Origin of the sequence: Catellatospora sichuanensis (genome assembly GCF_007483665.1) — a bacterium.
GTDB lineage: Bacteria > Actinomycetota > Actinomycetes > Mycobacteriales > Micromonosporaceae > Catellatospora > Catellatospora sichuanensis.
Genome location: NZ_ML660184.1, coordinates 325,127 through 348,329 on the forward strand (window position 1 = coordinate 325,127; position 23,203 = coordinate 348,329).

General features: G+C 72.1%; 22 protein-coding genes. 7 read left to right on the forward strand and 15 right to left on the reverse strand.

What is annotated here, in order from left to right; translation table 11 throughout:
* Positions 1–172 precede the first annotated feature (172 nt).
* The 8 genes from FLL47_RS03465 to rimP all read right to left on the reverse strand — a co-directional run bounded on the left by FLL47_RS03465 (position 173) and on the right by rimP (position 8,778).
* Entirely contained in the window at positions 173–1,270 is a 1,098-nt protein-coding gene (locus FLL47_RS03465; RefSeq protein ID WP_144118926.1) for a DHH family phosphoesterase, read from the reverse strand.
* Entirely contained in the window at positions 1,267–1,755 is a 489-nt protein-coding gene (gene rbfA / locus FLL47_RS03470) for a 30S ribosome-binding factor RbfA (RefSeq protein ID WP_144118927.1), read from the reverse strand. The genes FLL47_RS03465 and rbfA overlap by 4 nt, the downstream gene beginning before the upstream one ends.
* 202 nt (positions 1,756–1,957) lie before the next feature.
* The gene (locus tag FLL47_RS03475; protein ID WP_144118928.1) at positions 1,958–2,251 is read right to left on the reverse strand and encodes a DUF503 domain-containing protein; all 294 of its coding nucleotides are present in this window, start codon (positions 2,249–2,251) and stop codon (positions 1,958–1,960) included.
* A gap of 21 nt (positions 2,252–2,272) precedes the next feature.
* A complete protein-coding gene (locus tag FLL47_RS03480; protein ID WP_144118929.1) occupies positions 2,273–3,289 on the reverse strand; it encodes a TRM11 family SAM-dependent methyltransferase in 1,017 nt (338 codons plus the stop codon).
* 130 nt (positions 3,290–3,419) lie between these two features.
* Positions 3,420–6,500, reverse strand: coding sequence for a translation initiation factor IF-2 (gene infB / locus FLL47_RS03485; protein WP_144118930.1), 3,081 nt, complete (start codon positions 6,498–6,500; stop codon positions 3,420–3,422).
* 221 nt (positions 6,501–6,721) lie between these two features.
* Complete coding sequence (locus tag FLL47_RS03490) at positions 6,722–6,988, reverse strand: YlxR family protein (protein WP_222105947.1); 267 nt, start codon at positions 6,986–6,988, stop codon at positions 6,722–6,724.
* A 69-nt stretch (positions 6,989–7,057) separates the two neighbouring features.
* Positions 7,058–8,113, reverse strand: a complete 1,056-nt coding sequence (gene nusA / locus FLL47_RS03495) for a transcription termination factor NusA (protein WP_144118932.1) — start codon at positions 8,111–8,113, stop codon at positions 7,058–7,060.
* The gene (gene rimP, locus FLL47_RS03500; protein WP_144118933.1) at positions 8,110–8,778 is read right to left on the reverse strand and encodes a ribosome maturation factor RimP; all 669 of its coding nucleotides are present in this window, start codon (positions 8,776–8,778) and stop codon (positions 8,110–8,112) included. Before rimP ends, nusA begins: the two co-directional genes overlap by 4 nt.
* Positions 8,779–8,996: 218 nt before the next feature.
* Here rimP and FLL47_RS03505 point away from each other — a divergent pair, with 218 nt between their 5' ends.
* The 6 genes from FLL47_RS03505 (at position 8,997) to FLL47_RS03530 (ending at position 14,862) form a co-directional block, all read left to right on the forward strand.
* Positions 8,997–9,437, forward strand: a complete 441-nt coding sequence (locus tag FLL47_RS03505; RefSeq protein ID WP_246157470.1) for a hypothetical protein — start codon at positions 8,997–8,999, stop codon at positions 9,435–9,437.
* A gap of 100 nt (positions 9,438–9,537) precedes the next feature.
* On the forward strand, positions 9,538–9,975 hold the full coding sequence (locus tag FLL47_RS03510; protein ID WP_246157472.1) for a ferritin-like domain-containing protein: 438 nt from the start codon (positions 9,538–9,540) through the stop codon (positions 9,973–9,975).
* A gap of 67 nt (positions 9,976–10,042) precedes the next feature.
* On the forward strand, positions 10,043–10,606 hold the full coding sequence (locus tag FLL47_RS03515; RefSeq protein ID WP_144118934.1) for a PadR family transcriptional regulator: 564 nt from the start codon (positions 10,043–10,045) through the stop codon (positions 10,604–10,606).
* On the forward strand, positions 10,603–11,322 hold the full coding sequence (locus FLL47_RS03520; protein ID WP_144118935.1) for an ABC transporter ATP-binding protein: 720 nt from the start codon (positions 10,603–10,605) through the stop codon (positions 11,320–11,322). Before FLL47_RS03515 ends, FLL47_RS03520 begins: the two co-directional genes overlap by 4 nt.
* A complete protein-coding gene (locus FLL47_RS03525) occupies positions 11,319–14,003 on the forward strand; it encodes an FtsX-like permease family protein (RefSeq protein ID WP_144118936.1) in 2,685 nt (894 codons plus the stop codon). The genes FLL47_RS03520 and FLL47_RS03525 overlap by 4 nt, the downstream gene beginning before the upstream one ends.
* A 394-nt stretch (positions 14,004–14,397) precedes the next feature.
* On the forward strand, positions 14,398–14,862 hold the full coding sequence (locus tag FLL47_RS03530) for a nitroreductase/quinone reductase family protein (protein WP_144119034.1): 465 nt from the start codon (positions 14,398–14,400) through the stop codon (positions 14,860–14,862).
* Positions 14,863–14,948: 86 nt separating this feature from the next.
* Here FLL47_RS03530 and FLL47_RS03535 read toward each other — a convergent pair whose 3' ends face one another.
* From FLL47_RS03535 to FLL47_RS03565, 7 genes are all read right to left on the reverse strand, one after another.
* Positions 14,949–15,644 carry a VIT1/CCC1 transporter family protein gene (locus FLL47_RS03535; protein WP_144119035.1) on the reverse strand — a complete coding sequence of 232 codons (696 nt, stop codon included), beginning with the start codon at positions 15,642–15,644 and terminating at the stop codon, positions 14,949–14,951.
* Positions 15,645–15,838: 194 nt separating this feature from the next.
* Entirely contained in the window at positions 15,839–16,696 is an 858-nt protein-coding gene (map, locus tag FLL47_RS03540) for a type I methionyl aminopeptidase (RefSeq protein ID WP_144118937.1), read from the reverse strand.
* Between the two features lie 10 nt (positions 16,697–16,706).
* Positions 16,707–17,264 carry a pyridoxamine 5'-phosphate oxidase family protein gene (locus FLL47_RS03545; protein ID WP_144118938.1) on the reverse strand — a complete coding sequence of 186 codons (558 nt, stop codon included), beginning with the start codon at positions 17,262–17,264 and terminating at the stop codon, positions 16,707–16,709.
* Positions 17,265–17,421: 157 nt separating this feature from the next.
* On the reverse strand, positions 17,422–18,174 hold the full coding sequence (locus tag FLL47_RS03550) for a gamma-glutamyl-gamma-aminobutyrate hydrolase family protein (protein ID WP_144118939.1): 753 nt from the start codon (positions 18,172–18,174) through the stop codon (positions 17,422–17,424).
* Positions 18,171–18,935, reverse strand: a complete 765-nt coding sequence (locus FLL47_RS03555; protein WP_144118940.1) for a 3-oxoacyl-ACP reductase — start codon at positions 18,933–18,935, stop codon at positions 18,171–18,173. Before FLL47_RS03555 ends, FLL47_RS03550 begins: the two co-directional genes overlap by 4 nt.
* 96 nt (positions 18,936–19,031) lie before the next feature.
* Positions 19,032–20,375, reverse strand: a complete 1,344-nt coding sequence (locus tag FLL47_RS03560) for an aldehyde dehydrogenase family protein (RefSeq protein WP_246157503.1) — start codon at positions 20,373–20,375, stop codon at positions 19,032–19,034.
* A gap of 2 nt (positions 20,376–20,377) precedes the next feature.
* Positions 20,378–21,721 carry a glutamine synthetase family protein gene (locus FLL47_RS03565; protein WP_144118942.1) on the reverse strand — a complete coding sequence of 448 codons (1,344 nt, stop codon included), beginning with the start codon at positions 21,719–21,721 and terminating at the stop codon, positions 20,378–20,380.
* A gap of 239 nt (positions 21,722–21,960) precedes the next feature.
* Between FLL47_RS03565 and FLL47_RS03570 the strand changes: the two genes are divergently transcribed.
* Positions 21,961–23,181, forward strand: a complete 1,221-nt coding sequence (locus FLL47_RS03570) for an NAD(P)/FAD-dependent oxidoreductase (RefSeq protein ID WP_144118943.1) — start codon at positions 21,961–21,963, stop codon at positions 23,179–23,181.
* The last annotated feature ends 22 nt before the right edge of the window (positions 23,182–23,203 follow it).

Sequence of the window (23,203 nt, forward strand, 5' to 3'; positions counted from 1 at the left end):
CCTGATTGTGCTCCGTTGACCGGTCTTCCGGGAGATCTTTCCGTCCGTAAGCCCGTTCGGCAAGATCGCCGTTTGGTGCCAGAACCGGCGGTGAGACCGCAGATCATGCGCACGAGACAGCGATCTCCCCGCCGCCTCGGCCGACCGAGGAGCAGCGGCGGGGCGGAGGCGGTCAGGCCTGGGCGGCCAGCTGGTCGCGTACCGCTGAGATGATCTGCTCCGCGGTGCCGTGGCCGGTGAAGCCGGCCGCCAACCGGTGCCCGCCGCCGCCGAGGGCGACCGCGACCCGGCTCACGTCCGCGCCGCCCTTGCTGCGCATGGAGACCGCCCACTCGGTGAGGGCGACCTGTTTGAGCAGCAACGCGACGTCGGCCTCGGACACGCAGCGCACCGAGTCGATCAGGGCCTCCAGCACGTACGGCGGCTGGCCGTGCTTGGCCAGGTCGTCGAGGGTGGCCACGGCGTACACCAGACCGCGCCCGCCCGCCGACTCCGGCTCCAGCTGCGCGCGACCCATCACCTCGCCGAACATCCGGACCGCGCCGAAGGGGCGGCTGTCGAAGATGCGGCGCGAGATCGCGCCGACGTCGATGCCCGTCGCCACCAACCGGGCCGCAAGCTCGTGCACCTCGGGCGTGGTCAGGTCGAACTTGAACGAGCCGGTGTCGGTGACCAGGGCGATGTAGAGGCACTCGGCCATGTCCCGGTCGAGCGGCACGTCCAGCCGGCGCAGCAGCTCCGCGGCGACCACGGAGGTGGCGGCGGCACACGGGTCGACCAGCGACACCTTGCCGAAGCCGGTGTTGGAGGCGTGGTGGTCCAGCACCAGGCTGACCGTCGCGGTCTCCAGCCGGTCCACCAGCGCGCCCAGCCGCGACTCGCTGGCCGCGTCGAAGGTCACCAGCAGGTCCGGGGCCGGGTCGGCCTCGGCTTCGGGGATCAGCAGGTCCATCGCCGGCATGTGCAGCGGCTCCGGCACGCTCACCGCTGGTGAGGAGTCCTCGATGGGCCGCCGTCCAGGCGGGCCGTCGGGACGGGTCACTTGCGGAAGGCCGGGGAAGGTGCACTGCAGCGAGGTCACCCCGAGCCGGCGCAACCCCTGGGCGAAGCCGAGCATGCTGCCCAGCGCGTCACCGTCGGGGTTGACGTGGCACACCAGCAGGACCCGGGCGCCCGGCCGCAGCCCGAAACGCACCGCGTCGACCGCGGCGGCCCAGTCCTGCTCGGTCGGGCGGCCCGTGGTCCCGGCTGCCGGCGTCGCGGGCTTCACCGCTGGGCTGCCGCGCGCAGCGCCGGCTCGTCCTCGTCATCGTCGTCCGGCGCGCCCTCGTCGTCGTCTTCGTCGACCTTGTAGGGCTGCGCCTCACCGGCGTAGGCCGCGCCCGCGGCCAGCTGCTGGACCTGATCGTCGCGCTGCTTCGCCTCGGCGAGCAGGTCGTCGATGTGCTTCACGTGCTCCTGGACGTCGTCGGAGACGAACGCCAGTGACGGCGAGTGGCGCAGGCCGAGGGCCCGGCCCACCACGCCGCGCAGCATGCCCTTGGCGCTCTCCAGCGCCGCGGCGGTGCCTGCCTGCTCCTCGGCGTCGCCGAGCACGGTGTAGAAGACGGTCGCCTCGCGCAGGTCTGCGGTGATCCGCGCGTCGGTGATCGTGATCATCCCCAGCCTGGGGTCTTTGATCTGGGTACGAACCACCGATGCGACGAGCTCTCGCACTCGCTCCGCATGCTTGCGAACCTTGGCCGGATCAGCCATCACGTCACCTCCGCGACCGACGACCACGACGCGCCCGCGCCGACTCACGCCGGCCGCGGTGACGAGCCAGGGTCGAAACCAACACCATGACACTACCCGCCGGGCCCGACTGTCACGCGTGGGAGCTGAGCGCTCCCGCACACCCCGTACGGGGCTGTGACCACGGATACACCGGCGTTTGCGGGACCCGCGCGGACGCGGGTCAGTCGTCGTCGCCGTACCAGCGGCGTTTGACGGACAGAACTTCTACCTCGGGGCGGCCCACCACCAGGCGTTCGCAGTGGTCGAGCACCTCGTTGACGTGGGCCGGGTCGGCGGCGACCACGGCCACCCCGATCTCGGCACGGCCATGCAGCTCCATCGCGCCGACCTCGGCGACGGCCACCTCGTACTTCTTCAGCGCCGCGATGATCGGACGGACGTACGAACGCTTCTCCTTCAGCGACCGGGAGTCACCGGGCAGGAGCAGGTCGAAAACGGATGTTCCGGTATACACGAGCGATGACAGTACGCCAGATCACACCTTGCGGGCCACCAGAATGTCCCGGGTGATGGCCTGGTCGACGCGGTGCTCGAAGCCCTCGATGTCGACCGCCTCCAGGCCGTGCTCCTCGAGCAGGTCCAGGGCGTCCTCGCGCGGGGCGACGTGGGTGTTCCAGGACATGCCCAGCGCGCCGCCGGGGCGTAGCAGGGAGGTCCAGCCGGGCAGGGCCTCCTCCAGCAGCTCCAGCGGGCCACGGGCGAGGCCCTTGGCGCTGCGGCTGCCGTGGACCACACCGTACGGCAGGTCGGCCACGATCATGTCGACCGAGTTGCCCTTCAGCAGCGCCCGGGACTGGATCGTGTCCGCCTCGAACAGGGACAGGTGCTGCGGGCTCTCCCGCACGTCGCCGATGCGGGCGTCGAAGCGGCGGCCGAGGCGCTTGCCCTCGCGGCGCAGCGGCGTCATGTCGGTGGTGTGCTTGATGCGCTTGTTCTTGAGCCAGGTCTTGAGGAACGCGCTGTACGCCTCGACGTCCTTGCCGTCGAGTTCGATGCCGACCGCGTCCCAGCCGTACATCAGCGCCTGGTTGAGCGTGGTGCCCCGGCCGGCGACCGGGTCGAGCACGGTGAACCGCTTGGTGAGCAGCTGCTCGGCCCAGGAGGTGGCCAGCGCGGTGACGTTGAGCAGCAGCTTGGTGAAGTGCTCGTTGGTCTTGCCGGCGTACTTCTGGATGGTGATCAGGTCGTCGTCGTAGCGCTCCAGCGACGGCTCGCCGAGCGGCCGCAGCAGCCCGCCCTCGACCATCTCGAACAGGGCGTACGCCGACGACAGGTTCGCCAGCACCCGCAGCTCGTCGGTGCCGAGCGTGCCGTCCTCGACCTCGAACGTCAGGTACGGCCGCCCGGCGAACTCCACGATCTCGGCCGGCTCGATCCGCCCGCCCAGCGCCCGCTCGGAGAACACGGCGAGCTCGGCCGCCATCAACTCCGGCGCCGACTGCGTGTAGACCCGGTTCGCCGACGGCGCCACCAGAAGCCCGTACCTGGTCACCTGTGCCACTCCTTCCGCCGTCTTCTCAACGACGATCCAGCAAGAACTGTTGCCCGCATGACCTGCGGGCACGGAGCGGGGCGGGACTCCGGTGCAGTTTCGCACCGGGGCCCCGCCCCGCGTCACGGGATCACACCCGCGGCTTCTCGCGCATCTCGAAGGTCTCGATGATGTCGCCCACCTGCAGGTTGTTGTAGCCACCCAGGGTCAGACCACACTCGAAGCCCTCGCGGACCTCGGTCGCGTCGTCCTTGAACCGCTTGAGCGAGCTGATCGAGGCGCTCTCCGCCACGACCGCGCCGTCGCGGACGACCCGTGCCTTGCCGTTGCGGCGCAGCAGGCCCGACCGGACGATGCAGCCGGCGATGAGACCCACCTTGGACGAACGGAAGACCTCGCGGACCTCCGCCGAGCCCAGGGCGACCTCTTCGTACTCCGGCTTGAGCATGCCCTTGAGGGCCGCCTCGATCTCCTCGATGGCCTGGTAGATGACCGTGTAGTACCGGATCTCCACGCCGTTGCGGTCGGCCAGGTCGCGTGCCTGGTCCATCGGCCGCACGTTGAAGCCGATGATGATCGCGGTCGAGTTCGACGAGGCCGACGCCAGGTTGACGTCGTTCTCGGTGATCGCACCGACGCCACGGTGGATGATCCGAAGCTGGATCTCCTCCGGGATCGGCAGCGCGACCAGCGCGTCCTCCAGTGCCTCCACGGAACCGGACACGTCGCCCTTGATGATGAGGTCGAGCGAGGTGCGCTCGCCCTCCTTGATCTTCTCGAGCAGCGTCTCCAGCGTGGCCCGGCCGCGCAGGTTCGCCTGCTCGGCAGCCCGCTTACGGGCCTGCCGCTGCTCGGCGATCTGACGGACCGTGCGGTCGTCGTCGGCGGCCAGGAAGGTGTCACCCGCACCCGGCACCGCGGTCAGACCGAGCACCATCACCGGACGGGCAGGGCCCGCCTCGGCCAGCGGGTGGCCGTTCTCGTCGAGCATCGCCCGGACGCGACCGTAGGCGTTGCCCGCCACGATCGAGTCGCCGACGCGCAGCGTGCCCTTCTGCACCAGGACCGTCGCCACCGGACCGCGACCCTTGTCGAGCCGGGCCTCGATGGCCAGACCCTGGGCGTGGCCGTCGATCGGAGCCAGCATCTCCAGCGAGGCGTCGGCGGTCAGCAGGACCGCCTCCAGCAGGCCGTCGATGTTGATCCGGCTCTTGGCGGAGATGTCGACGAACATGGTGTCGCCGCCGTACTCCTCCGCGACCAGGCCGTACTCGGTCAGCTGCTGACGCACCTTGCCCGGGTTGGCCTCCGGCTTGTCGACCTTGTTCACCGCGACCACGATCGGCACGTCGGCCGCCTTGGCGTGGTTGAGCGCCTCGATCGTCTGCGGCATGACGCCGTCGTCGGCCGCCACGACCAGGACCACGATGTCGGTGGCCTGGGCGCCACGGGCACGCATGGCGGTGAACGCCTCGTGACCCGGGGTGTCGATGAACGTGATCGCCCGCTCTTCACCCTCGTGCTCGACGTGCACCTGGTACGCGCCGATGTGCTGGGTGATGCCGCCGGCCTCGCCCTCGACCACGTTCGCCGACCGGATCGCGTCCAGCAGCTTGGTCTTACCGTGGTCGACGTGACCCATGACGGTCACCACCGGCGGCCGGCTGACCAGACGCTCCTCGTCGACGTCGGCATCGAGGTCGATGTTGAACCGGGCCAGCAGCTCGCGGTCCTCGTCCTCGGGGCTGACGATCTGCACCTCGAAGCCGAGGTGCGCGCCGAGCAGCTGCAGGGTCTCGTCCGTGCAGGACTGCGTCGCCGTGACCATCTCGCCCAGGTTGAACATCTCCTGGACGAGCGAACCCGGGTTGGCGTTGATGCGGTCGGCGAAGTCCGACAGCGAGGCGCCGCGCGGCAGCCGGATCTCTTGACCCTGGCCACGCGGTGCGCCCGAGCTCATCGTGGGCGCGGACAGGTTGTCGAACTCTTGACGCCGCTGCTTCTTGGACTTGCGGCCGCGCGACTTGCCGCCGCCACGACCGAACGCACCGGCAGCGCCGCCACCACGGCCACGACCACCGGCACCGCCACCCGGACGGCCTGCGCCACCCGCCGGCGGGCCACCGGTGCCACCACCGGGACCGCCGCGGTAACCGCCGCCGCCACCGGGCGCACCGCCGCCGGGACGGAAGCCCGTGCCGGCGCCACCGCCGCCACCGGGACCGCCACGGAAGCCGCCGCCGCCCGCGCCGCCACCAGGGCCGCCGCGGAAGCCGCCGCCACCGGGACCACCGGGGCGACCTGCGCCGCCACCGGGACCACCGGGACGGCCTGCGCCACCACCCGGACGGGCCGGACGCTGGCTGGGCATCGACGCCGGGTTCGGCCGCGGCGGCATGGAAGCCGGGCTGGGCCGAGGCGGCATGGAAGCCGGGTTGGGTCGGGGCATGCCCGCCGGGGACGGACGCGACGGAGCGCCGCCCTGCGAGATGCCGAACGGGTTGTTGCCGCCGCTGCGCGGCGGGCGAGCGCCACCGGGCGCGGCGGGACGGCCCTCACGGGCGCCGCCCTCCGTACGCGGACCGGCCGGACGGCCGTCACGGCCGCCCTCGGGACGCGGGCCGCCGGGACGTGCGTCGCGGCGCTCGCCACCGGGCGCGCCGGGACGGCCGCTCGTCGGAGCGGCTGCCGGACGAGCGGCGCTGGAACCGGGCCGGGGCGGCATGAAGCTGGGCTTCGGGCCGTCACCGCGGGGCTGGTCCTCACGCTGCTTGGCGGCCTGCTGGGCCGCCCGGACGGAGGCCTCCTGCTCGGCCTTGAGCGCCGAGGCGCGGGCCTCGGCTGCGGCGACCTCGATGTCATGGGCGCTCGCCGGCTTCGTCACCGGGGCGGGCGGGACCATGGAGGTCGGTGCCTTCGGCTTCATGGGCGCCGAGGGCTTCTTGGGGGGCGCCGGCCGTGCCGTCACCCTGGGTTCGTTCGCGGTCGCCGCCGTGGTCGTCCCCGCAGCGGGCGCCGACGGCGCACTCGGGGCGCTGGGCGCTCCCGAGCCGGCCGCGAAGGCGTCCTTCAGCCGACGGGCGACGGGAGCCTCTACGGTGCTCGACGCGGACTTGACGAACTCGCCCATCTCTTTGAGTTTGGCGAGAACGTTCTTGCTCTCGACGCCGAGCTCCTTAGCAAGCTCGTGTACGCGGGCCTTGCCTGCCACTGCACTCCTCACTCCGAGGTCGCACGGGCAGTGACCCGCTACGACCTCACTTGTGCACTTGAAGCCTGATCATTTTTGCGACTTCATCGTGTGCCCATGCCGGTAGTCCTACCTTGCTTGATCCTCAGACGGGGCTGATGAGGCCGCCGCCTACGGTGGGTCCGCCACCCCGTGACTGGTCTGACGGTGATCCTTCGGATCGGTTCGTGACCCTCGGGCCGTCACGGTCCGTGGATCGCCTCGGCCAGCTCACCGGTGTCGATGACCCCGGTGATCCGCAGCGCGCGCCCGAAGGCACGACGCCGCAGCGCCAGCTCGAGACAGGCCGCTGTCGGGTGCACGTGGGCACCCCGGCCGGTCAATCTGCGTCGCGGGTCGGGTCGGAGACTGAACTGGTCAGCTCCCGACGCCACCGCCACGACGCGGAGCAGTTCGGTAGCGGACGCCCGCTGCCTGCATCCGACGCACGTGCGCACCGGAGGCGGCACAGGCGTGACTGATGAGGCCGCCACAAGCGGTGCGGGCCGCGAGCGTCGTACCACCTGATGAGTCTACCCCTACGCGGAGACGGGGGTGCCGCCCGGCTCCGTCTCGTGATCAGCCGCGGAGCGCGGTCCACGCGGTTGCGCAGCCCCGGAGTCGGCCGCATCGGAGCGGATGTCGATCCGCCAACCGGTCAGACGGGCAGCCAACCTGGCATTCTGCCCTTCCCGCCCGATGGCCAGGGAGAGCTGATAGTCAGGCACGGTGACGCGCGCCGCACGGGTTGCGAGATCCACCACTTCGACCTTCAGCGCCTTCGCCGGGGAGAGCGCGTTGCCCACGAACTCCGCCGGGTCGTCCGACCAGTCGATGATGTCGATCTTCTCGCCGTGCAGTTCGCTCATGACCGCGCGCACCCGCTGGCCCATCGGGCCGATGCAGGCGCCCTTCGGGTTGACCCCCTGCACGTTGGACCGCACCGCGATCTTCGTGCGATGGCCGGCCTCGCGCGCGATCGCGGCGATCTCGACGGTGCCGTCGGCGATCTCCGGGACCTCCAGCGCGAACAGCTTCTTCACCAGGGCCGGGTGCGAGCGCGAAAGGGTCACCTGCGGGCCGCGGAAGCTCTTGGCGACGTGCACCACCACGCAGCGGATGCGCTGGCCGTGCGGGTACGTCTCGCCGGGCACCTGCTCCGACTGCGGCAGCACGGCCTCGACCTTGCCCAGGTCGACCGAGACGATGCCCTTCTCGGTGCGGCTCTCGTGCGCCTGGATCACGCCGGTGACCAGGTCACCGTCGCGGTTGACGTACTCACCGAAGTGCACCTCGTCGGTCGCCTCGCGCAGGCGCTGCAGGATGACCTGCTTGGCCGTCATCGCCGCGATCCGGCCGAAGTCGTGCGGGGTGTCGTCCCACTCCCGCAGCAGCTCGTTCTCGCCGCCGTACTCCTGCGCGTACACCACGGCCGCGCCGGACTGACGGTTGATCTCCACGCGCGCGTGCGACTGCGCGCCCTCGGTGTGCCGGTATGCGGTGAGCAGCGCAGACTCGATTGCCTGCAGGATGGTCTCCTCGGAGATCTCCTTGTCGCGTGCCAGCGCACGAAGCGCCGCAAGATCGATGTTCACCGCTCTTCTCCTTCATCGTCCCGCTCGTCGTCCAGTTCGTCGTCACCGAGGTCCTCGTCGTCGGACGAGTCGTCGTCGAACTCCGCGAGCTCCTCATCGGAGATCTCATTCATGCGTTTGAACTCGACCTGGACGTGTCCGGGGCCCAGCGCGTCGTAGCCGAGCGCGTGCTCCTTGCCGTCCACGTCGAGGGTGATCCCGTCGGCATCGGCGGCGAGCACGCGGCCGGTCAGCGTCTTCTCCCCCGCCTTCACCTTCACCAGCCGGCCCGCATTGCGGACCCAGTGGCGCGGCAGGGTCAGCGGCCGGTCCACCCCGGGCGAGGAGACCTCCAACTGGTACTCGCCCATGATCAGATCTGTGCCGGACTCCTCGGCCTCGTCCAGCGCTCGTGACACGGCGCGGGAGACCTCGGCGATGGCGTCGAGCCCGACCCCGCCGTCGCCGTCGATGATCACTCGAACGAGGTGCCGGCGGCCCACCTGCTTGACCGACAGCTCCTCCAGGTCGTAGCCGGTCTCGGCCACCACAGGATCGATCACGGCCTGCAACCGGGCGCGGCGCGCCGCCAGTTCGGTCGGAGAGGTCCTGGCCGGAGCCGGTGCCGCCGCCCGGGCGGGCGTCCGGCCCGCCTGACGTCCTGAGGCACGGCCACGCTGAGCCATCTGGGGCACCCCTCTCGGTGATTCATCGACTGCGCAGAGCGTAACCCGCGAGCACGCGGCAACGACCAGCGGCGCGCTGCGGTCGAGGCTTCGCTGGTGGCGGAGTGGCAGCAGCGGCTGGCTTAAGGAAGACTGGCGCGGTGCGTACGCGGGGAAATGATCATAGCTGGTCGGGGGGCTCCCGGCCGAATCGACGGCAGCTGCTGCGGGCCGGCGCGGTGACGGCGACGGCCGCCGTGGCCGCGACCACACTGACGGGTTGCGACCTGCTCGACCCCACTCCGGACGCGCCGCCGCCGCCGGACGCGCTGATGGGCCTGCTGGCCGGCACCCACGCGCTGGTGGCGACGTACGACGCCGCGCTGGCGGCCGACGCCAGCCTCACCGCGCTGCTCACCCCGCTGCGCGAGACGCACCGCGTGCACGCCGCCGCGCTGGATGCGATCATGAGCCCGCGACCGTCGCCGAGCGCCTTCAGCGCGCCCAGCGCCGCGCCGGTCACCGGCGACCGCAAGACGATCCTCAAGAGCCTGCGTACCGCCGAGGTGTCCGCCGCCAAGCAGGCCGTCGAGGCCTGCGTGGCCACCACCGTGGCTCGCGCCGTGCTCGTCGGCGAGATCGCCGCCGCCCGCGCCACCCACGTGGAGGTGCTGGTATGAGCGAGCGGATCACGTCGTCGACCGATGTCACCGGCGGGCGCGGCGAACTCATCAGACGGGCGCGGACGCGGGCCGCCGACGAGCGCAGCGAGGAGCAGGCGTGAGCGAGAAGCTGGCAGAGCGGCTGCAGGCCGCGCTGAACGCGGAGCACAGCGCGATCTTCGCGTACGCCCGGTTCGGCGTGCTGCTCGCCAAGGCCATGCAGAAGGAGGCCCGGGCCGGCGAGGAGATGCACCGGACCCGGCGCGACGCGCTGCTGGTGCAGCTCGCCGAACTGAAGGTGGCCGCGCCGGTGGCCCAGGCCGGTTACGCGCTGCCGTTCCCGCTGACCGACCCGGCCACGGCGCTGAAGCTCGCGGCCTACGTCGAGGACGGGGTGGCGGCGACCTGGCGCGCCGCGCTGGCCGACGCCGAGGGGGAGGTGCGCCGCCAGGTCCTGGTCGCCTACACCGACGCCGCGGTACGCGGCACCCGCTGGCGCCGGCTCGGCGCGGTCTCCCCCGCCACCGTGCCGTATCCCGGCCGCAAGACCCAGTAGCAGGGCTTTCCCTCCGGTCCGCCGGACGCCTTGTCTTCCGCATACCGAGTATGCATACTCAGTAGCTATGTCCATCCGGCATGGTTTGCTCGCCCTGCTCGAACGCGGTCCTCGCTACGGCTACCAGTTGCGGGCCGAGTTCGAGGACTCGACCGGCTCCACCTGGCCGCTCAACATCGGCCAGGTCTACACCACCCTCAACCGCCTCGAACGCGACGGCCTCGTGCGTGCGCTGCCGGAGAACGACGGGGGGCAGCGCCCCTACGAGATCACCGAGGAGGGACGGACCGAGCTCACGCTCTGGTTCGCCACCCCGATCGCCCGCGCCGACCGGCCGCGCGACGAGCTGGCCATCAAGCTCGCGCTCGCCATCACCACGCCCGGCATCGACGTGCAGGCGGTGGTGCAGACCCAGCGCAGCGCGACCATGCGCGCGCTGCAGGAGTACACGCGGCTCAAACGCACCGACGCCGGGCTGCCCTGGCGGCTCGTGCTCGAGGCGATGATCTTCCAGTCCGAGGCCGAGCTGCGCTGGCTCGACCACTGCGAGACGGCCCTGGTGCGCTACGAGAGACCCGCCGCCGCCCCGCTGCCGTCGCACGACGAAACCCCACGGGAGGCCCGGCGATGAGCGCCGTCCTGCAACTGCGTCACGTGCACCGCACCCACGGCACCGGCGAGGCCGCCGTGCACGCCCTGGCCGGGGTCACCCTCGACGTGCTCGCCGGGGAGCTGGTGGCTGTGATGGGCCCGTCCGGCTCCGGCAAGTCGACGCTGCTGAACCTCGCCGGCGGGCTCGACGCGCCGGACGCGGGCGAGGTGCTGGTCGAGGGCGTCGCCCTGTCCACGCTGCGCCGCCGGGAGCTGGCCGGGCTGCGCCGCCGCAGCATCGGATACGTGTTCCAGGCCCTCAACCTGCTGCCGAGCCTCACCGCCGCAGAGAACGTGGCACTGCCCCTGGAGCTGGAGGGCGTCGCCGCCCGCAAGGCCCGCCCGCTGGTTGAGGCCGCGCTGGCCGAGGTGGAACTCGACGGGTACGCCGACCGCTTCCCCGACGACATGTCCGGCGGCCAGCAGCAGCGCGTCGCCATCGCCCGCGCCCTGGTCGGGCAGCGCCGCCTGGTGCTCGCCGACGAGCCGACCGGCGCCCTGGACTCGGTGACCGGTGAGGCGGTGCTGCGCCTGCTGCGCGCCCGGGTCGACGCCGGAGCGGCCGCGGTGCTGGTGACCCACGAGGCCCGGCACGCCGCCTGGGCCGACCGGGTCGTCTTCCTGCGCGACGGCCGGATCGTCGACGCGTCCGGCCCGCTGACCCAGCCCGAGCAGCTGCTGGAGACCGCGTCATGAGGTGGCTGCGGGCCTGGGCTCCCGCGCTGCGCATGTCGCGCCGGGAGGCGCTGCGCTTCCGTGGCCGCTCCGTCCTGGTCATCGCCATGATCGGATTGCCGGTCGCGATGATGTCGTTCGTCGCAGCCACCTACGACATGCACCGGCTCACGCCCGTCGAGGAGCTGACCCGCCAGATCGGGCAGCACGACGCACAGGTCGAATGGGTCGCCGACGGACCGGTCACCCAGCCCCCCTTGGGCGACGGCTACGCCACCAACAGCGGCATGCGCCAGTCGCCGCCGACCGCGGCCGAGCTGCTGGCGGTGCTGCCCACCGGGTCGACGGTCAGCCAGGTCGCCGAGGGCGGCGTCGACGTGTTCACCCCGGACGGCATCGGCGGTGTCAGCGCCCGCGGGGTCGATCTGGCCGACAAGCGGCTGAGCGGTTTCGTGGAGCTGCTGTCGGGCGTAGCGCCCGCCCGTGCCGACGAGGTCGCGCTCAACGAAGGGCTGGCCGACCGGCTGGGGGTGGGCGTCGGCGGGAAGATCCGCACGGCGAACCCCGAGTACACGTACACCGTCACGGCCGTCGTCGAGTTCCCGGGCTCGCTGCACGAGACCGTCGTCTTCCGGCCGGACGTCCTCCCGCCGCCGGTCGACTGGCTGGTCGACACCCCGTCCCCGGTGCTGTGGGCCGACGTACAGAAGCTCAACGAGCACGGCCTCGTCGTCCGGAGCCGGGCGGTTGCCCTCGATCCGCCGGCCGTCCCCGAGGACGACTCCATGGACCGTCACCAGGTCGAGGAGGTCGCCATCGGCGCGATCATGGTCGTACTGATCATGCTGGAGGTCGTGCTGCTGGCCGGTCCGGCGTTCGCCGTCGGAGCGCGGCGGCGCAGCCGCGACCTCGCGCTGGTCGCCGCCGCCGGCGGGACCCCCGCCCACCTGCGGCGCATCGTGCTGGCCGACGGCGTGGTGCTGGGCCTCGGCGCGGCGATCGCCGCCGTCGCGCTCGGCGTCACCGTGGCCGTGCTCACCCTGCCGCTGTTCGAGCAGTACCTGGTCCACGCCCGGGCCGGAGGCCTGCGGATCTTCCCCGCCGCCCAGCTCGGCGTCGTGCTGCTCGCGGTCGGCGCGGGCCTGGCGGCCGCCATGGTGCCCGCGTTCACCGCCGCGCGGCAGAGCGTGGTCACCGTGCTCGCGGGCCGCCGGGGCGTCACCCGGTCCCGCAAACGCTGGATCACCCTCGGCACGGTGCTCGCGGCGGGCGGCGCGGTGATCGCCTTCGCCGGTGCCGGGGTCGGCGGGACCACCGCCATCATGGCTGGCCTGGTGCTCGGCGAGCTCGGTCTGGTGCTGCTCACTCCGTCACTGGTCGGGCTCATCGCCCGCACCGGACGGTGGCTGCCGCTCGCGCCGCGGATCGCGCTGCGCGACACCGCCCGCAACCGCGGCTCGGCCGCGCCCGCGATCTCCGCCGTGATGGCCGCGGTCGCCGGAGCGGTCGCCGTCGGGGCGTTCCTCGGCAGCGACGCGCAGCAGCGGTTCGACAGCTACGAACCGAGGATGCCGGTCGGCAACGTACTGGTGCGACAGGACGCTCCGGACACCGCTCCGCCGCCGGACGTGGCCCGGGTGCAGGAGGCGGTGCGCCAGGTGCTGCCCGGCGCGCGGGCGTACGTGCTGCAGTCTCCCGTCTGCGCGGAACCGGCCGAGGGGCGCGGCTGCACGCTCCGCCTCGACATGCCGCCCGCTGCGCGCTGTCCCGCCTGGGACTACTCTGGCCCCGGCAAAGAACAGCGGGACCAGGCCGCGATCGAGGACGCGCGCTGCAGGTGGGAGCGGGGCATCGGCTCGATCCAGTTCGCCATCGTGGACGATGCGGCGGCTCTGGAGGCGATCAGCAGCGCGCCCGCGGCCGACCTGGCCCAGGCCCGGCAGACGTTGGCGGCGGGCGGCCTGGTGGTCGCCGATCCCCGCTATGTCAGCGGCGGCACGGTGTCGGTCATCGTGACCGAATGGCAACAGCCGACCGCGAAGCGGGCGCAGCAGGATCCGGCCGACCGGCCGCCGGTGACGGTGCCTGCCGTGGCACTGCCGAGCGGCACGCAGACCGCCGCGTTCGCCGTGGCCACACCCGCCCTGATCCAGCGGCTCGGGCTGGGCGTGCGCCGCGACCTGGTGATCGCCGCCGTCGAGCACGTCGCCACCACCGAGGAGACCGAGCGGCTCAACGGAGCCGTGCACGCCGTGGCCGGGAACCTCCGCGTGGAGGTCGAGCTCGGGGCACAGTACATCGCGGACCCGATCGTCTGGATCCTCGGCCTGGTCGCGGCGCTCGTCGCGCTGGCCGCCGCAGGCATCGCCACCGGCCTGGCCGTCGCGGACGGCCGTGCCGACCTGGCCACCCTCGGCGCTGTCGGGGCCAGCCCCAGGGTGCGCCGTCTGCTGTCGCTGAGCCAGTCCGGGGTGATCTCCGGATTGGGCGCCGTGCTCGGGGTGCTCGCAGGCCTGGGCACCACGGCCGTGCTGATCGCCGCGCTCAACGCGGGCGGTGACCACATCCGGTTCGGCGACGCCCCGATGCGCCTGTTCCTGCCCTGGGAGACCATCGCCATCGTGCTGGCCGTCCCCCTGATCGCGATGACCGGCGCAGGCCTCCTCACCCGTTCCCGCCTCCCCATCGAACGCCGCCTGTAGGAAAGGAAGGGCACCTTCCCATCGCTATGCGTAGAGGAAGGTGCCCTTCCTAACATCATTCGGCCGTGACCTGGGCTGATGCGGACGTCGGGGGGCGCCGGCCGACGCCGGGACCTGCGGCCGGTCGCGCCGACGTTGCTGTTTCGGGGAAACTGCCTTCGGCCCCGGCCGTTCCTGCACTTTCCCCGAAACTGCGCGGCGAGGCACGGACCCGCCCGGGTCGGCGGGGGCACGGACCCGCCCGGGTCGGCGGGGGCACGGACCCGCCCGGGTCGGCGGGGGCACGGACCCGCCCGGGTCGGCGGGGGCACGGACCCGCCCGGGTCGGCGGAGAGGTCGGGGTGGAGTGGGTCGGGGTTGTGGTCTTTCGTAGGCCGGGTGGTTGCGGCACACTGTGCCGATGCTGCCCCGCCTCGCCCGTTACCTGGGCCATCGCCGTTGGTTCGCCCGCATGGGCAGGTTCCTCGTCCCGGCCGACCGCGCGGTCGCCAAGCTGACCAAGGGACGGGTCGTGGCGCTGGGCCTGCTGCCCACGCTCATTCTCACCACCACCGGCCGCAAGTCCGGCCAGCCGCGCACGCAACCGCTGCTGTACGTGCGCGACGGCGAGAACTTCGTCGTGACCGGCTCGAACTGGGGCCAGCAGGGCCACCCGGCCTGGTCGGTGAACCTGCTCGCCACGCCGGACGCGGTGGTCACCCTCGACGGCCGCGAGCTCCCGGTGCGCGGCGTGCTCGCCGACGGAGCCGAGCGCGACCGCCTGTGGCAACTGCTGCTGACGGTATGGCCCGCCTACCAGACCTACCAGGAGCGCGCCTCGAACCGCGTGATCCGGATCTTCAGCCTCGTCCCCCGCTGACCCGCTGCCGCCCAGCTCAGGGCCTCAGGAGCGTCAACAAGGGCACCTTCCTCCACGCATAGCGATGGGAAGGTGCCCTTGCTTTCTCAGGCGGTGTTGACGCCGATGGCGGCGCCGATGAGGTAGGTGGCACCGGCGGCCGCCGCGCCGAGCAGGAGCTGGCGCAGGCCGGCGGCCCACCAGCGGCGGCGGGTGAAGCGGGCGGTCAGGGCGCCCACGACGAAGAGGCCCAGGCCGCCGATGCTCAGCGCCAGCCACAGGGACTCGCTGCCGAACAGGTAGCTGAGCAGCGGGATCAGCGCGCCGACCGAGAAGCAGACGAACGACGAGATCGCTGCCGTCCACGGGCTCGGTTTGCTGTCCGGGTCGATGCCCAGCTCCTCGCGCACGTGCATGCGCAGCGCCTCGTCCGGCTGGGTACGCAGGTCCTCGGCGAGCTGCCGGGCCAGCTCGGGCGAGATGCCCCGGTCGATCCAGCGCTGCGCCAGCTCGGCTGCCTCCGCGGCGGGGTTGTGCCGCAGCTCCCGGCGCTCCTTGGCGACTTCGGCCTCGATCTGCTCGTTGGCGGTGCGCACGCTGGCGTACTCGCCCAGCCCCATCGAGATCGCCCCGGCGACCAGGCCGGCCACGCCGGTGAGCACGACCGTGTGGGCGCTCACCCCGGCGCCGCCCACACCCGCGATCAGACCGATGTTGGTGACCAGCCCGTCCATCGCACCGAACGTCGCCGCGCGCAGCCAGCCGCCGGAGACGTCCGCATGCTCGTGGTCGATCGGTGCCATGGCCCCGGCCGGGCGCCGACCACCGTCGGCCGGCACCGCCCCGGGATGCGCGACGCCGTCACCCGGCCCGGGCGCGGAGCGCGTGTCGGTCTCCTCCTGCCCGGGTGCGAAGCGGGGACGATCGTCCGGCGGCACGGGCCCGACCTGGCGCGCGCCGGTTTCGGCGGCCACGGCAGGATCGGGCTTGTCGGGGTTCACGGCAGCGTCAGGATGTCCGCGCCGGACTCGGTGACCACCAGCGTGTGCTCGAACTGGGCGGTCCAGCGGCGGTCCTTGGTGACCACCGTCCAGGAGTCGCGCCAGGTCTCGTACGCGATGGAGCCGAGCGTGATCATGGGCTCGATGGTGAACGTCATGCCCGGCACCATGATGGTGTCGGCGTTGGGGTTGTCGTAGTGCGGCACGAACAGTCCGCTGTGGAAGGACTGGCCGATGCCGTGCCCACCGAAGTCGCGCACCACGCCGTAGCCGAAGCGCTTGGCGTACGACTCGATGACCCGCCCGATCACGTTGATCGGGCGGCCCGGCGCGACCGCCTTGATGCCCCGCATCATGGCCTCGTGGGTGCGCTCGACCAGCAGCCGGGCCTCCTCGGCGACGTCACCGACGCAGAACGTCGCGTCGGTGTCGCCGTGCACCCCGTCCTTGAACGCCGTCACGTCGACGTTGATGATGTCGCCGTCCTCGATCACGGTCGAGTCCGGGATGCCGTGGCAGATGACCTCGTTGAGGCTGGTGCAGCAGGACTTGGGGAAGCCCTTGTAGCCCAGGGTCGACGGGTACGCGTCGTGGTCGAGCAGGAACTCGTGCACCAGCCGGTCGAGCTCGTCGGTGGTGACACCCGGCTTGCAGTGCTCCCCGGCGAGCTGCACGGCCTGCGCCGCGATCCGCCCCGCGACCCGCATCTTCTCGATGGACTCGGCGTCCTGGGTCAGCGGCCCGTCCCAGCGCTTCGGCTGCTTGCGGCCGACGTACTCGGGACGGGGGATGTGGGCGGGCACCTCCCGCCACGGGGAGAGCTTGCCTGGGGTCAGCGTCGCACGGCCGTTCATGCCCTGAACTCTAGCGCTCGGCGAAGACCGGGGCTCCGTCGATGCTGTGCGCGTTGCGGGTGGCCCGGTAGTGCTCACGCTGTTCGGGCGTCTTGTGGTCCCAGAACTGGACGAGCAGGTCGCGGTCGCCCTCGTAGGACATCAGCGGCACGCCGTAGCCGCAGGAGTCGGACACGCGGGTGACGTCGATCACGACGATGCTGCGCAGGCCGACGTGCGGCGGGGCCGGGAAGTGCTTGATCAGCTCGACGGCCCGCGGGTCATCGGCGAGCACCGACTCACCGTGCCCGTGCAGGCGGTAGATCTTGGGCGGGCCGTCGAACGCGCACACCATCAGCACGATGCGGTTGTTGTCGCGCAGGTGTGCCATGGTCTCGATGCCCGAGCCGCCGTACTCGTAGTACGCCACCTTATGCGGGCTGAGCACCGCGAAGGAGTCGGTCAGGCCCTTGGGCGAGAGGTTGACGTGGCCGTCCGGGTCGGACGGCGCGGTGGCCACGAAGAAGACCCGCTGCGCCATCAGGAAGTCGCGGATCCGGTCGTCGATCTTCTCGTACACCTTGCCCATGCCCGCGACGCTACCCCGCCCCGCGCCCCCTCGCCGCCCCCCGGCCACCTGACGAGACTCCCACCACCCCGCCCTACATAGACGGTGGCCTATTACATCGGCTCAGGGGAGATCGGAGTCGATGTAATAGGCCACCGTCTATTGAAAACGGGCCGCGTCAGACGGTCGCGAAGAACTCGGCGCGGGAGGCGCGGGCGTGGCGGACCTGAGTGGCCGCGTTCACCAGAGCCTGGAACAGGGCGTTGCCGGCCATGTCCTCCGGGTGCCACTGCACACCGACCGCGAACGGATGATCCGGATGCTCCACCGCCTCGATCACGTCGTCGGTGCTGCACCAGCCCGTAGGCACCAGCCGCCCCGGATCCTTGACCGCCTGATGGTGGTACGAGTTCACGACCGCCTCCGCCCCGTACAGCTCCCGCAGGCGGGAGCTGGTGGCGAAGCGCACCGGGTGCTCGGCGTACACCTTGATCGGGCCGTGGGTGGAGTGCTCGCCGACACCGGCCACGTCGGGCAGGTGCTGGTGCAGCCGCCCGCCGGAGGCCACCGCCATCACCTGCATGCCGCGGCAGACGCCGAGCAGCGGCACGCCGGTCTTCAGCGCGATGCGCACCAGCGGCAGCTCGCCCGCGTCGCGCAGCGGGCTGGTGTACACCTTCGGGTGCGGGGCCTCGCCGTAGCGGGCCGGCTCCACGTCGGCGCCGCCCGCGACGATCAGCCCGTCGAGGCCTTCGAGGACCTCGACGCCGCCGTCGGGCATCGGCGGCACGAGCACCGGCCGGCCGCCCGCCTTGGCCACCTGCTCCGTATAGGCCCAGGGCACCACCGCGGCGCGGGTGTCGTGCACGAGGAATCGGGTCGTTTCCACATAGGTGGTGATACCGATCAACGGTCTGGTCACATCGCTCACAACGGCGTCACATAGGCCCCGGTAATGCCCCCGTCGACGACGAACTGGGAGGCGGTGATGAATGAGGAGTCGTCACTGGCGAGAAACGCTACCGCCGCGGCGATTTCTTCGGGCTCGGCGAACCGGCCCATCGGCACATGGACGAGTCGGCGAGCCGCCCGCTCCGGATCCTTCGCGAACAGCTCCATCAGCAGCGGGGTGGCGACCGGGCCCGGGCACAGCGCATTGACGCGTACCCCCTGGCGGGCGAACTGCACGCCCAGCTCGCGGCTCATCGCGAGCACGCCGCCCTTGCTGGCGGTGTAAGCGATCTGACTGGTGGCCGCACCCATCAGGGCGACGAAGCTGGCCGTGTTGATGATCGAGCCCTTGCCCGCGGCGAGCATGTGCGGCAGGGCGTACTTGCAGCACAGGTAGACGCTGGTGGTGTTGACCCGCAGCACCCGCTCCCAGGCGTCGAGCCCGGTGTCGAGGATCGAGTCGTCGTCGGGCGGGGAGATCCCCGCGTTGTTGAACGCGATGTCCACGCGCCCGCGCCGCGCCGCGACGCCGTCGAACAGCTCACGCACCTGCGCCTCGTCGGAGACGTCGCACATCACGAACTCGCCGCCGACCTCCTCGGCGATCTTCTTGCCCGCCTGCTCGGCGAGGTCGACGGCGACGACGTACGCGCCCTCCGACGCGAACCGCCGCGCCGTGGCCGCGCCGATGCCGCTGGCCGCTCCGCTGATGACCGCCACCCGGTCCTGCAACCGCCCCATGCCCTGCCTCTGCCTGCCCTTCGCTGTCGCGTGACCGGTGGCGACCACGACCCGTGCTTACAGCGTGCGGGACGCGGGCGGGACACCGCTGGTGTTTCACTCGGTGGAGATGAAGACGTTCTTGGTCTCGGTGAACGCCAGCGGGGCGTCCGGACCCAGCTCGCGGCCCAGGCCGGACTGCTTGGCTCCGCCGAACGGGGTCCAGTAGCGCACCGAGGAGTGCGAGTTGACGCTGAGCACGCCCGCCTCGACCCTGCGGGCCAGCCGTAGCGCGCGGCCCACGTCGCGGGTCCAGATCGAACCGGACAGGCCGTACTCGGTGTCGTTGGCCAGCCACACCGCCTCGTCCTCGTCGTCGAACGGCAGCACGGACAGCACCGGCCCGAACACCTCCTCGCGCCAGTGCCGCTCGCCGGGGTCACGAGCGGCCAGTACCGTCGCCGGGTGCCAGTAGCCGGGCCCGGTGGGCGCGTCGCCGCGCATCAGCACGTCCGCGCCCGCCGCGTAACCCGCGACCCGGGTGCGCTGCTCAGCGGTGATCAGCGGGCCCATGCCGGTGGCCGGGTCCATCGGGTCGCCGCAGCGCCAGGCCGAGACGTGGGGCTCCAGCAGGGCCAGGAACTCGTCGTACACCGCGCGCTGGACGAGCAGGCGGGAACGGGCGCAGCAGTCCTGTCCGGCGTTGTCGAAGACGGCCCCGGGCAGCGCGGCGGCGGCCCGCTCCAGGTCGGCGTCGGCGAACAGCAGGGTGGAGTTCTTGCCGCCCAGTTCCAGGGTCAGCCGGGTCAGGTCGGCCGCGCAGGCGGCCATGATCTGGCGGCCCACCTCGGCGGACCCGGTGAAGCAGATCTTGCGTACGCCCGGATGGGTCACCAGCGCCTGCCCGGTGACCTCGCCGTGGCCCGGCAGCACGGTCAGCACGCCTTCGGGCAGGCCCGCTTCGAGGGCCAGCTCGGCCAGCCGCAGCGCGGTCAGCGGCGTCGTCTCGGCCGGTTTCAGGATGACCGTGTTGCCCGCGGCCAGCGCCGGGGCGAAGCCCCACGCGGCGATCGGCATCGGGAAGTTCCACGGCACGATCACGCCGACCACGCCGAGCGGCTCGTGGAACGTCACGTCCACGCCGCCCGCGACGGGGATCTGCCGCCCGCACAGCCGCTCCGGCGCGCCGGAGTAGTAGTCGAGCAGGTCCCGGACGTTGCCCGCCTCCCAGCGCGCGTTGCCGATCGTGTGCCCGGCGTTGCGCACCTCCAGCAGCGCCAGCTCCTCGACGTGCGCGTCGACCACGGCCGCGAAGCGGCGCAGCAGCCTGGCCCGGTCGCCCGGGGACACGTCGCGCCAGCTCTCGAACGCCTTGGCGGCGGCCCGTACGGCCGTGTCCACCCCGGCCGCGTCGACCGGCTCCACCGAGGTGATCAGCTCCTCGGTGACCGGGTTGATGATCTTCACAGCCGTTCGAACCCCCGCACCAGTTCCCAGTCCGTCACCGCGGCGTCGTACGCGGCCAGCTCCACCTGCGCGGCGTGCCCGTAGTGCTCCACCACGGCGTCGCCGAACGCCTCCCGGGCCACCGCGCTCGACTCCCAGCGCAGCAGCGCGTCGCGCAGCGTGGCGGGCATCCGGGCGGCCGCCGGGTCCTCGTAGGCGTTGCCGGTGAACACCGGTTCCAGCGGCAGCTCGTTGTCCATGCCGTGCAGCGCCCCGGCGACCAGCGCCGCGATCGCCAGGTACGGGTTGACGTCGCCGCCCGGGGAGCGGTGCTCCACCCGCAGCGAGTGCTCGTGGCCGACCAGGCGCAGCGCGCAGGTGCGGTTGTCGCGCCCCCAGCGCAGCGCCGTCGGCGCGAACGAGCCCGCCTGGTACCGCTTGTACGAGTTGATGTTCGGCGCGTACAGCACGCTCATCTCGGCCGTGGTCGCCAGCAGCCCGGCCAGCACCTGCTCGCCGAGCGGGCTCAACCGGTCGTGCTCGGCCATCACCGGCCGCCCCTCCTCGTCACGCAGCGAGAAGTGGATGTGGCACGAGTTGCCCTCGCGCTGGTTCGGCTTGGCCATGAAGGTCAGCGACATACCCTGCTCGGCGGCGATCTCCTTGGCCCCGTGCTTGTAGATGGAGTGCTGGTCGGCCGTCTTCAGCGCCTCGGCGTACCGGAAGGCGATCTCGTGCTGGCCGAGGTTGCACTCGCCCTTGGCGCTCTCCGGGGCCAGCCCCGCCCCGGCCATGCCCAGCCGGATCGCCCGCAGCAGCGGCTCCACCCGGGACGTGCCGAGCAGCGAGTAGTCCACGTTGTAGCCGTTGGCCGGGGTCAGCCCCTGGTATCGCTTGGCCGCCGCCTGCTCGTAAGTGTCGGCGTAGACCACGAACTCCAGCTCCGTGCCGATGTACGCGGTCAGGCCGCGCTCGGCCAGGCGCTCCAGCTGCCGGCGCAGGATCTGCCGCGGCGACTGCACCACCGGGGAGCCGTCGTGCCACAGCACATCGGACATCACCAGCACCGTGCCGGGCAGCCACGGGATCGGGCGCAGCGTGTCCAGATCGGGCCGGAGCACGAAGTCGCCGTAGCCCTGCGACCAGCCGGAGACGGCGTACCCGTCCACCGGGGTCATCTCCACGTCCACCGCCAGCAGGTAGTTGCACGCCTCGCTGCCGTGCCCCACCACCTCGTCCAGGAAGTACGCCGCGTGCAGCCGCTTGCCCTGCAGGCGGCCCTGCATGTCCGTCATGGCCAGCAACACCGTGTCGATGTCGCCCGCCTCCACCATCGCGCGCAGGCGCTCCACCGACCACATGCCCACAAGGTCTACCGCCCCCACCCACCCACGTCAACAAACCCGAATACATCGCTGATCGTGGCGAACCCGCCGCCGCGCGCCGCCCCACCCCCCGCCGCAACTCTTGAAGACTTGCCGCTCGCGCCGCCGGTTCAGGCCGCGAGTCTTCAAGAGTTGCGGCGAGTGAGGGCCTGCGGGGGCGCAAAGTTGTGACGGAGGGCTTCCGTTCGGGGGTCGTAGCGGGTACGACTGACCAGATGGGAGCGAGTGCACGGGCGGTGATCATCGGGGGCGGCGTGGTCGGCTGCTCCCTGGCCTACCACCTCGGCCGGGCCGGGTGGCGCGACACCGTGCTGCTGGAGCAGCACGAGCTCACCGAGGGCAGCACCTGGCACACCGCCGGGTTCGTGACCTCCATGCGCGGCCCGGACGGCCCCGGCTGGCACGCCCGGCTGGCCGGATACCTGCCCGCGCTGGCGGCCATGCTGCGCGCCGAGACGGGACACGACTCCGGCTGGCGCCCGGTCGGCGGGCTGCGGCTCGCCCTCAGCCACACCCACGTCGACGAGCTGCGCCGGCTGGCCCACCGCGCCGATGAGCTGGGCGTGCCCCTCGAACTGCACGGCGCGTCGGCGACCATGAACCGGGTCCCCCGGCTCGACCTGTCCGACGTGCAGGCCGCGGCCTGGCTGCCCGGCGAGGGTTTCGTACGGCCGAAGGACTTCGTGAACGCGCTGGTCGCGGGAGCCGTCTCGCACGGGGTGAGCATCCGCACCGGAGTCCGGGTGACCGCCATCGACACCACCGGCGGGCAGGTCCGCGCCGTGCACACCAGCGACGGCGTCATCGAGACCCCGCTCGTGATCAACGCGGCCGGCGCGGCGGCGGGCGCCGTCGGGGCGATGGCCGGCGTCGTCGTCCCGGTCGTGCCGATCCTGCACCAGTACGGCGTGAGCGAGGTGCTGCACCCCGCGCTGGACCCGGACACGACTCCGACCTGCCGCATCCCTGAGCAGTCGCTCTACCTGCGGGCCGCCAACGGCTGCGTCATCGTCGGCGGCAGCCGGCCCGACCCGGTGCCCGCCTGGCCGGCCGGCGACGCCGAACCCCTGGCCAAGGCCCGCGAGCTGGCCGCGCCCGACGAGGAGGCCTTCGCCCCGCTGTGGCAGCTGGCCGGTGACCGTATGCCGGAACTGCGCCGCACCAAGCTCGCGAAGATCATGCACGGGGTGGAGGCGTTCACCCCCGACGGCGCCCCGCTGGCGGGCCGCTCCGCCCTGCCCGGCCTGTGGATCGCGGCCGGGTTCGGCCTGCACGGCATGGGTCTGTCCGGCGGCATCGGCCGACACCTCGCCGAGTGGATCACGTCGGGCACCCCGAGCTGGGAGCTCGACGCCCTGCTTCCCGAGCGCTTCGGCGCCCCCGCCGCCAACCGCGACTGGACCACCTCCCGCGCCCTCGACACGCTGCGCCGCTGACGTACCCCGCTCGGGCTGCAGT

Excerpts from the sequence above, each read along its gene's own strand:
- rbfA (WP_144118927.1), bottom strand. The coding sequence starts at position 1,755 with ATGGCTGATCCGGCCAAGGTTCGCAAGCATGCGGAGCGAGTGCGAGAG.
- rimP (WP_144118933.1), bottom strand. The coding sequence starts at position 8,778 with ATGGCTCAGCGTGGCCGTGCCTCAGGACGTCAGGCGGGCCGGACGCCC.
- FLL47_RS03515 (WP_144118934.1), top strand. The coding sequence starts at position 10,043 with ATGTCCATCCGGCATGGTTTGCTCGCCCTGCTCGAACGCGGTCCTCGC.
- FLL47_RS03520 (WP_144118935.1), top strand. The coding sequence starts at position 10,603 with ATGAGCGCCGTCCTGCAACTGCGTCACGTGCACCGCACCCACGGCACC.
- FLL47_RS03525 (WP_144118936.1), top strand. The coding sequence starts at position 11,319 with ATGAGGTGGCTGCGGGCCTGGGCTCCCGCGCTGCGCATGTCGCGCCGG.
- FLL47_RS03535 (WP_144119035.1), bottom strand. The coding sequence starts at position 15,644 with ATGGCACCGATCGACCACGAGCATGCGGACGTCTCCGGCGGCTGGCTG.
- map (WP_144118937.1), bottom strand. The coding sequence starts at position 16,696 with ATGAACGGCCGTGCGACGCTGACCCCAGGCAAGCTCTCCCCGTGGCGG.
- FLL47_RS03545 (WP_144118938.1), bottom strand. The coding sequence starts at position 17,264 with ATGGGCAAGGTGTACGAGAAGATCGACGACCGGATCCGCGACTTCCTG.
- FLL47_RS03555 (WP_144118940.1), bottom strand. The coding sequence starts at position 18,935 with ATGGGGCGGTTGCAGGACCGGGTGGCGGTCATCAGCGGAGCGGCCAGC.
- FLL47_RS03565 (WP_144118942.1), bottom strand. The coding sequence starts at position 21,721 with ATGTGGTCGGTGGAGCGCCTGCGCGCGATGGTGGAGGCGGGCGACATC.
- FLL47_RS03570 (WP_144118943.1), top strand. The coding sequence starts at position 21,961 with ATGGGAGCGAGTGCACGGGCGGTGATCATCGGGGGCGGCGTGGTCGGC.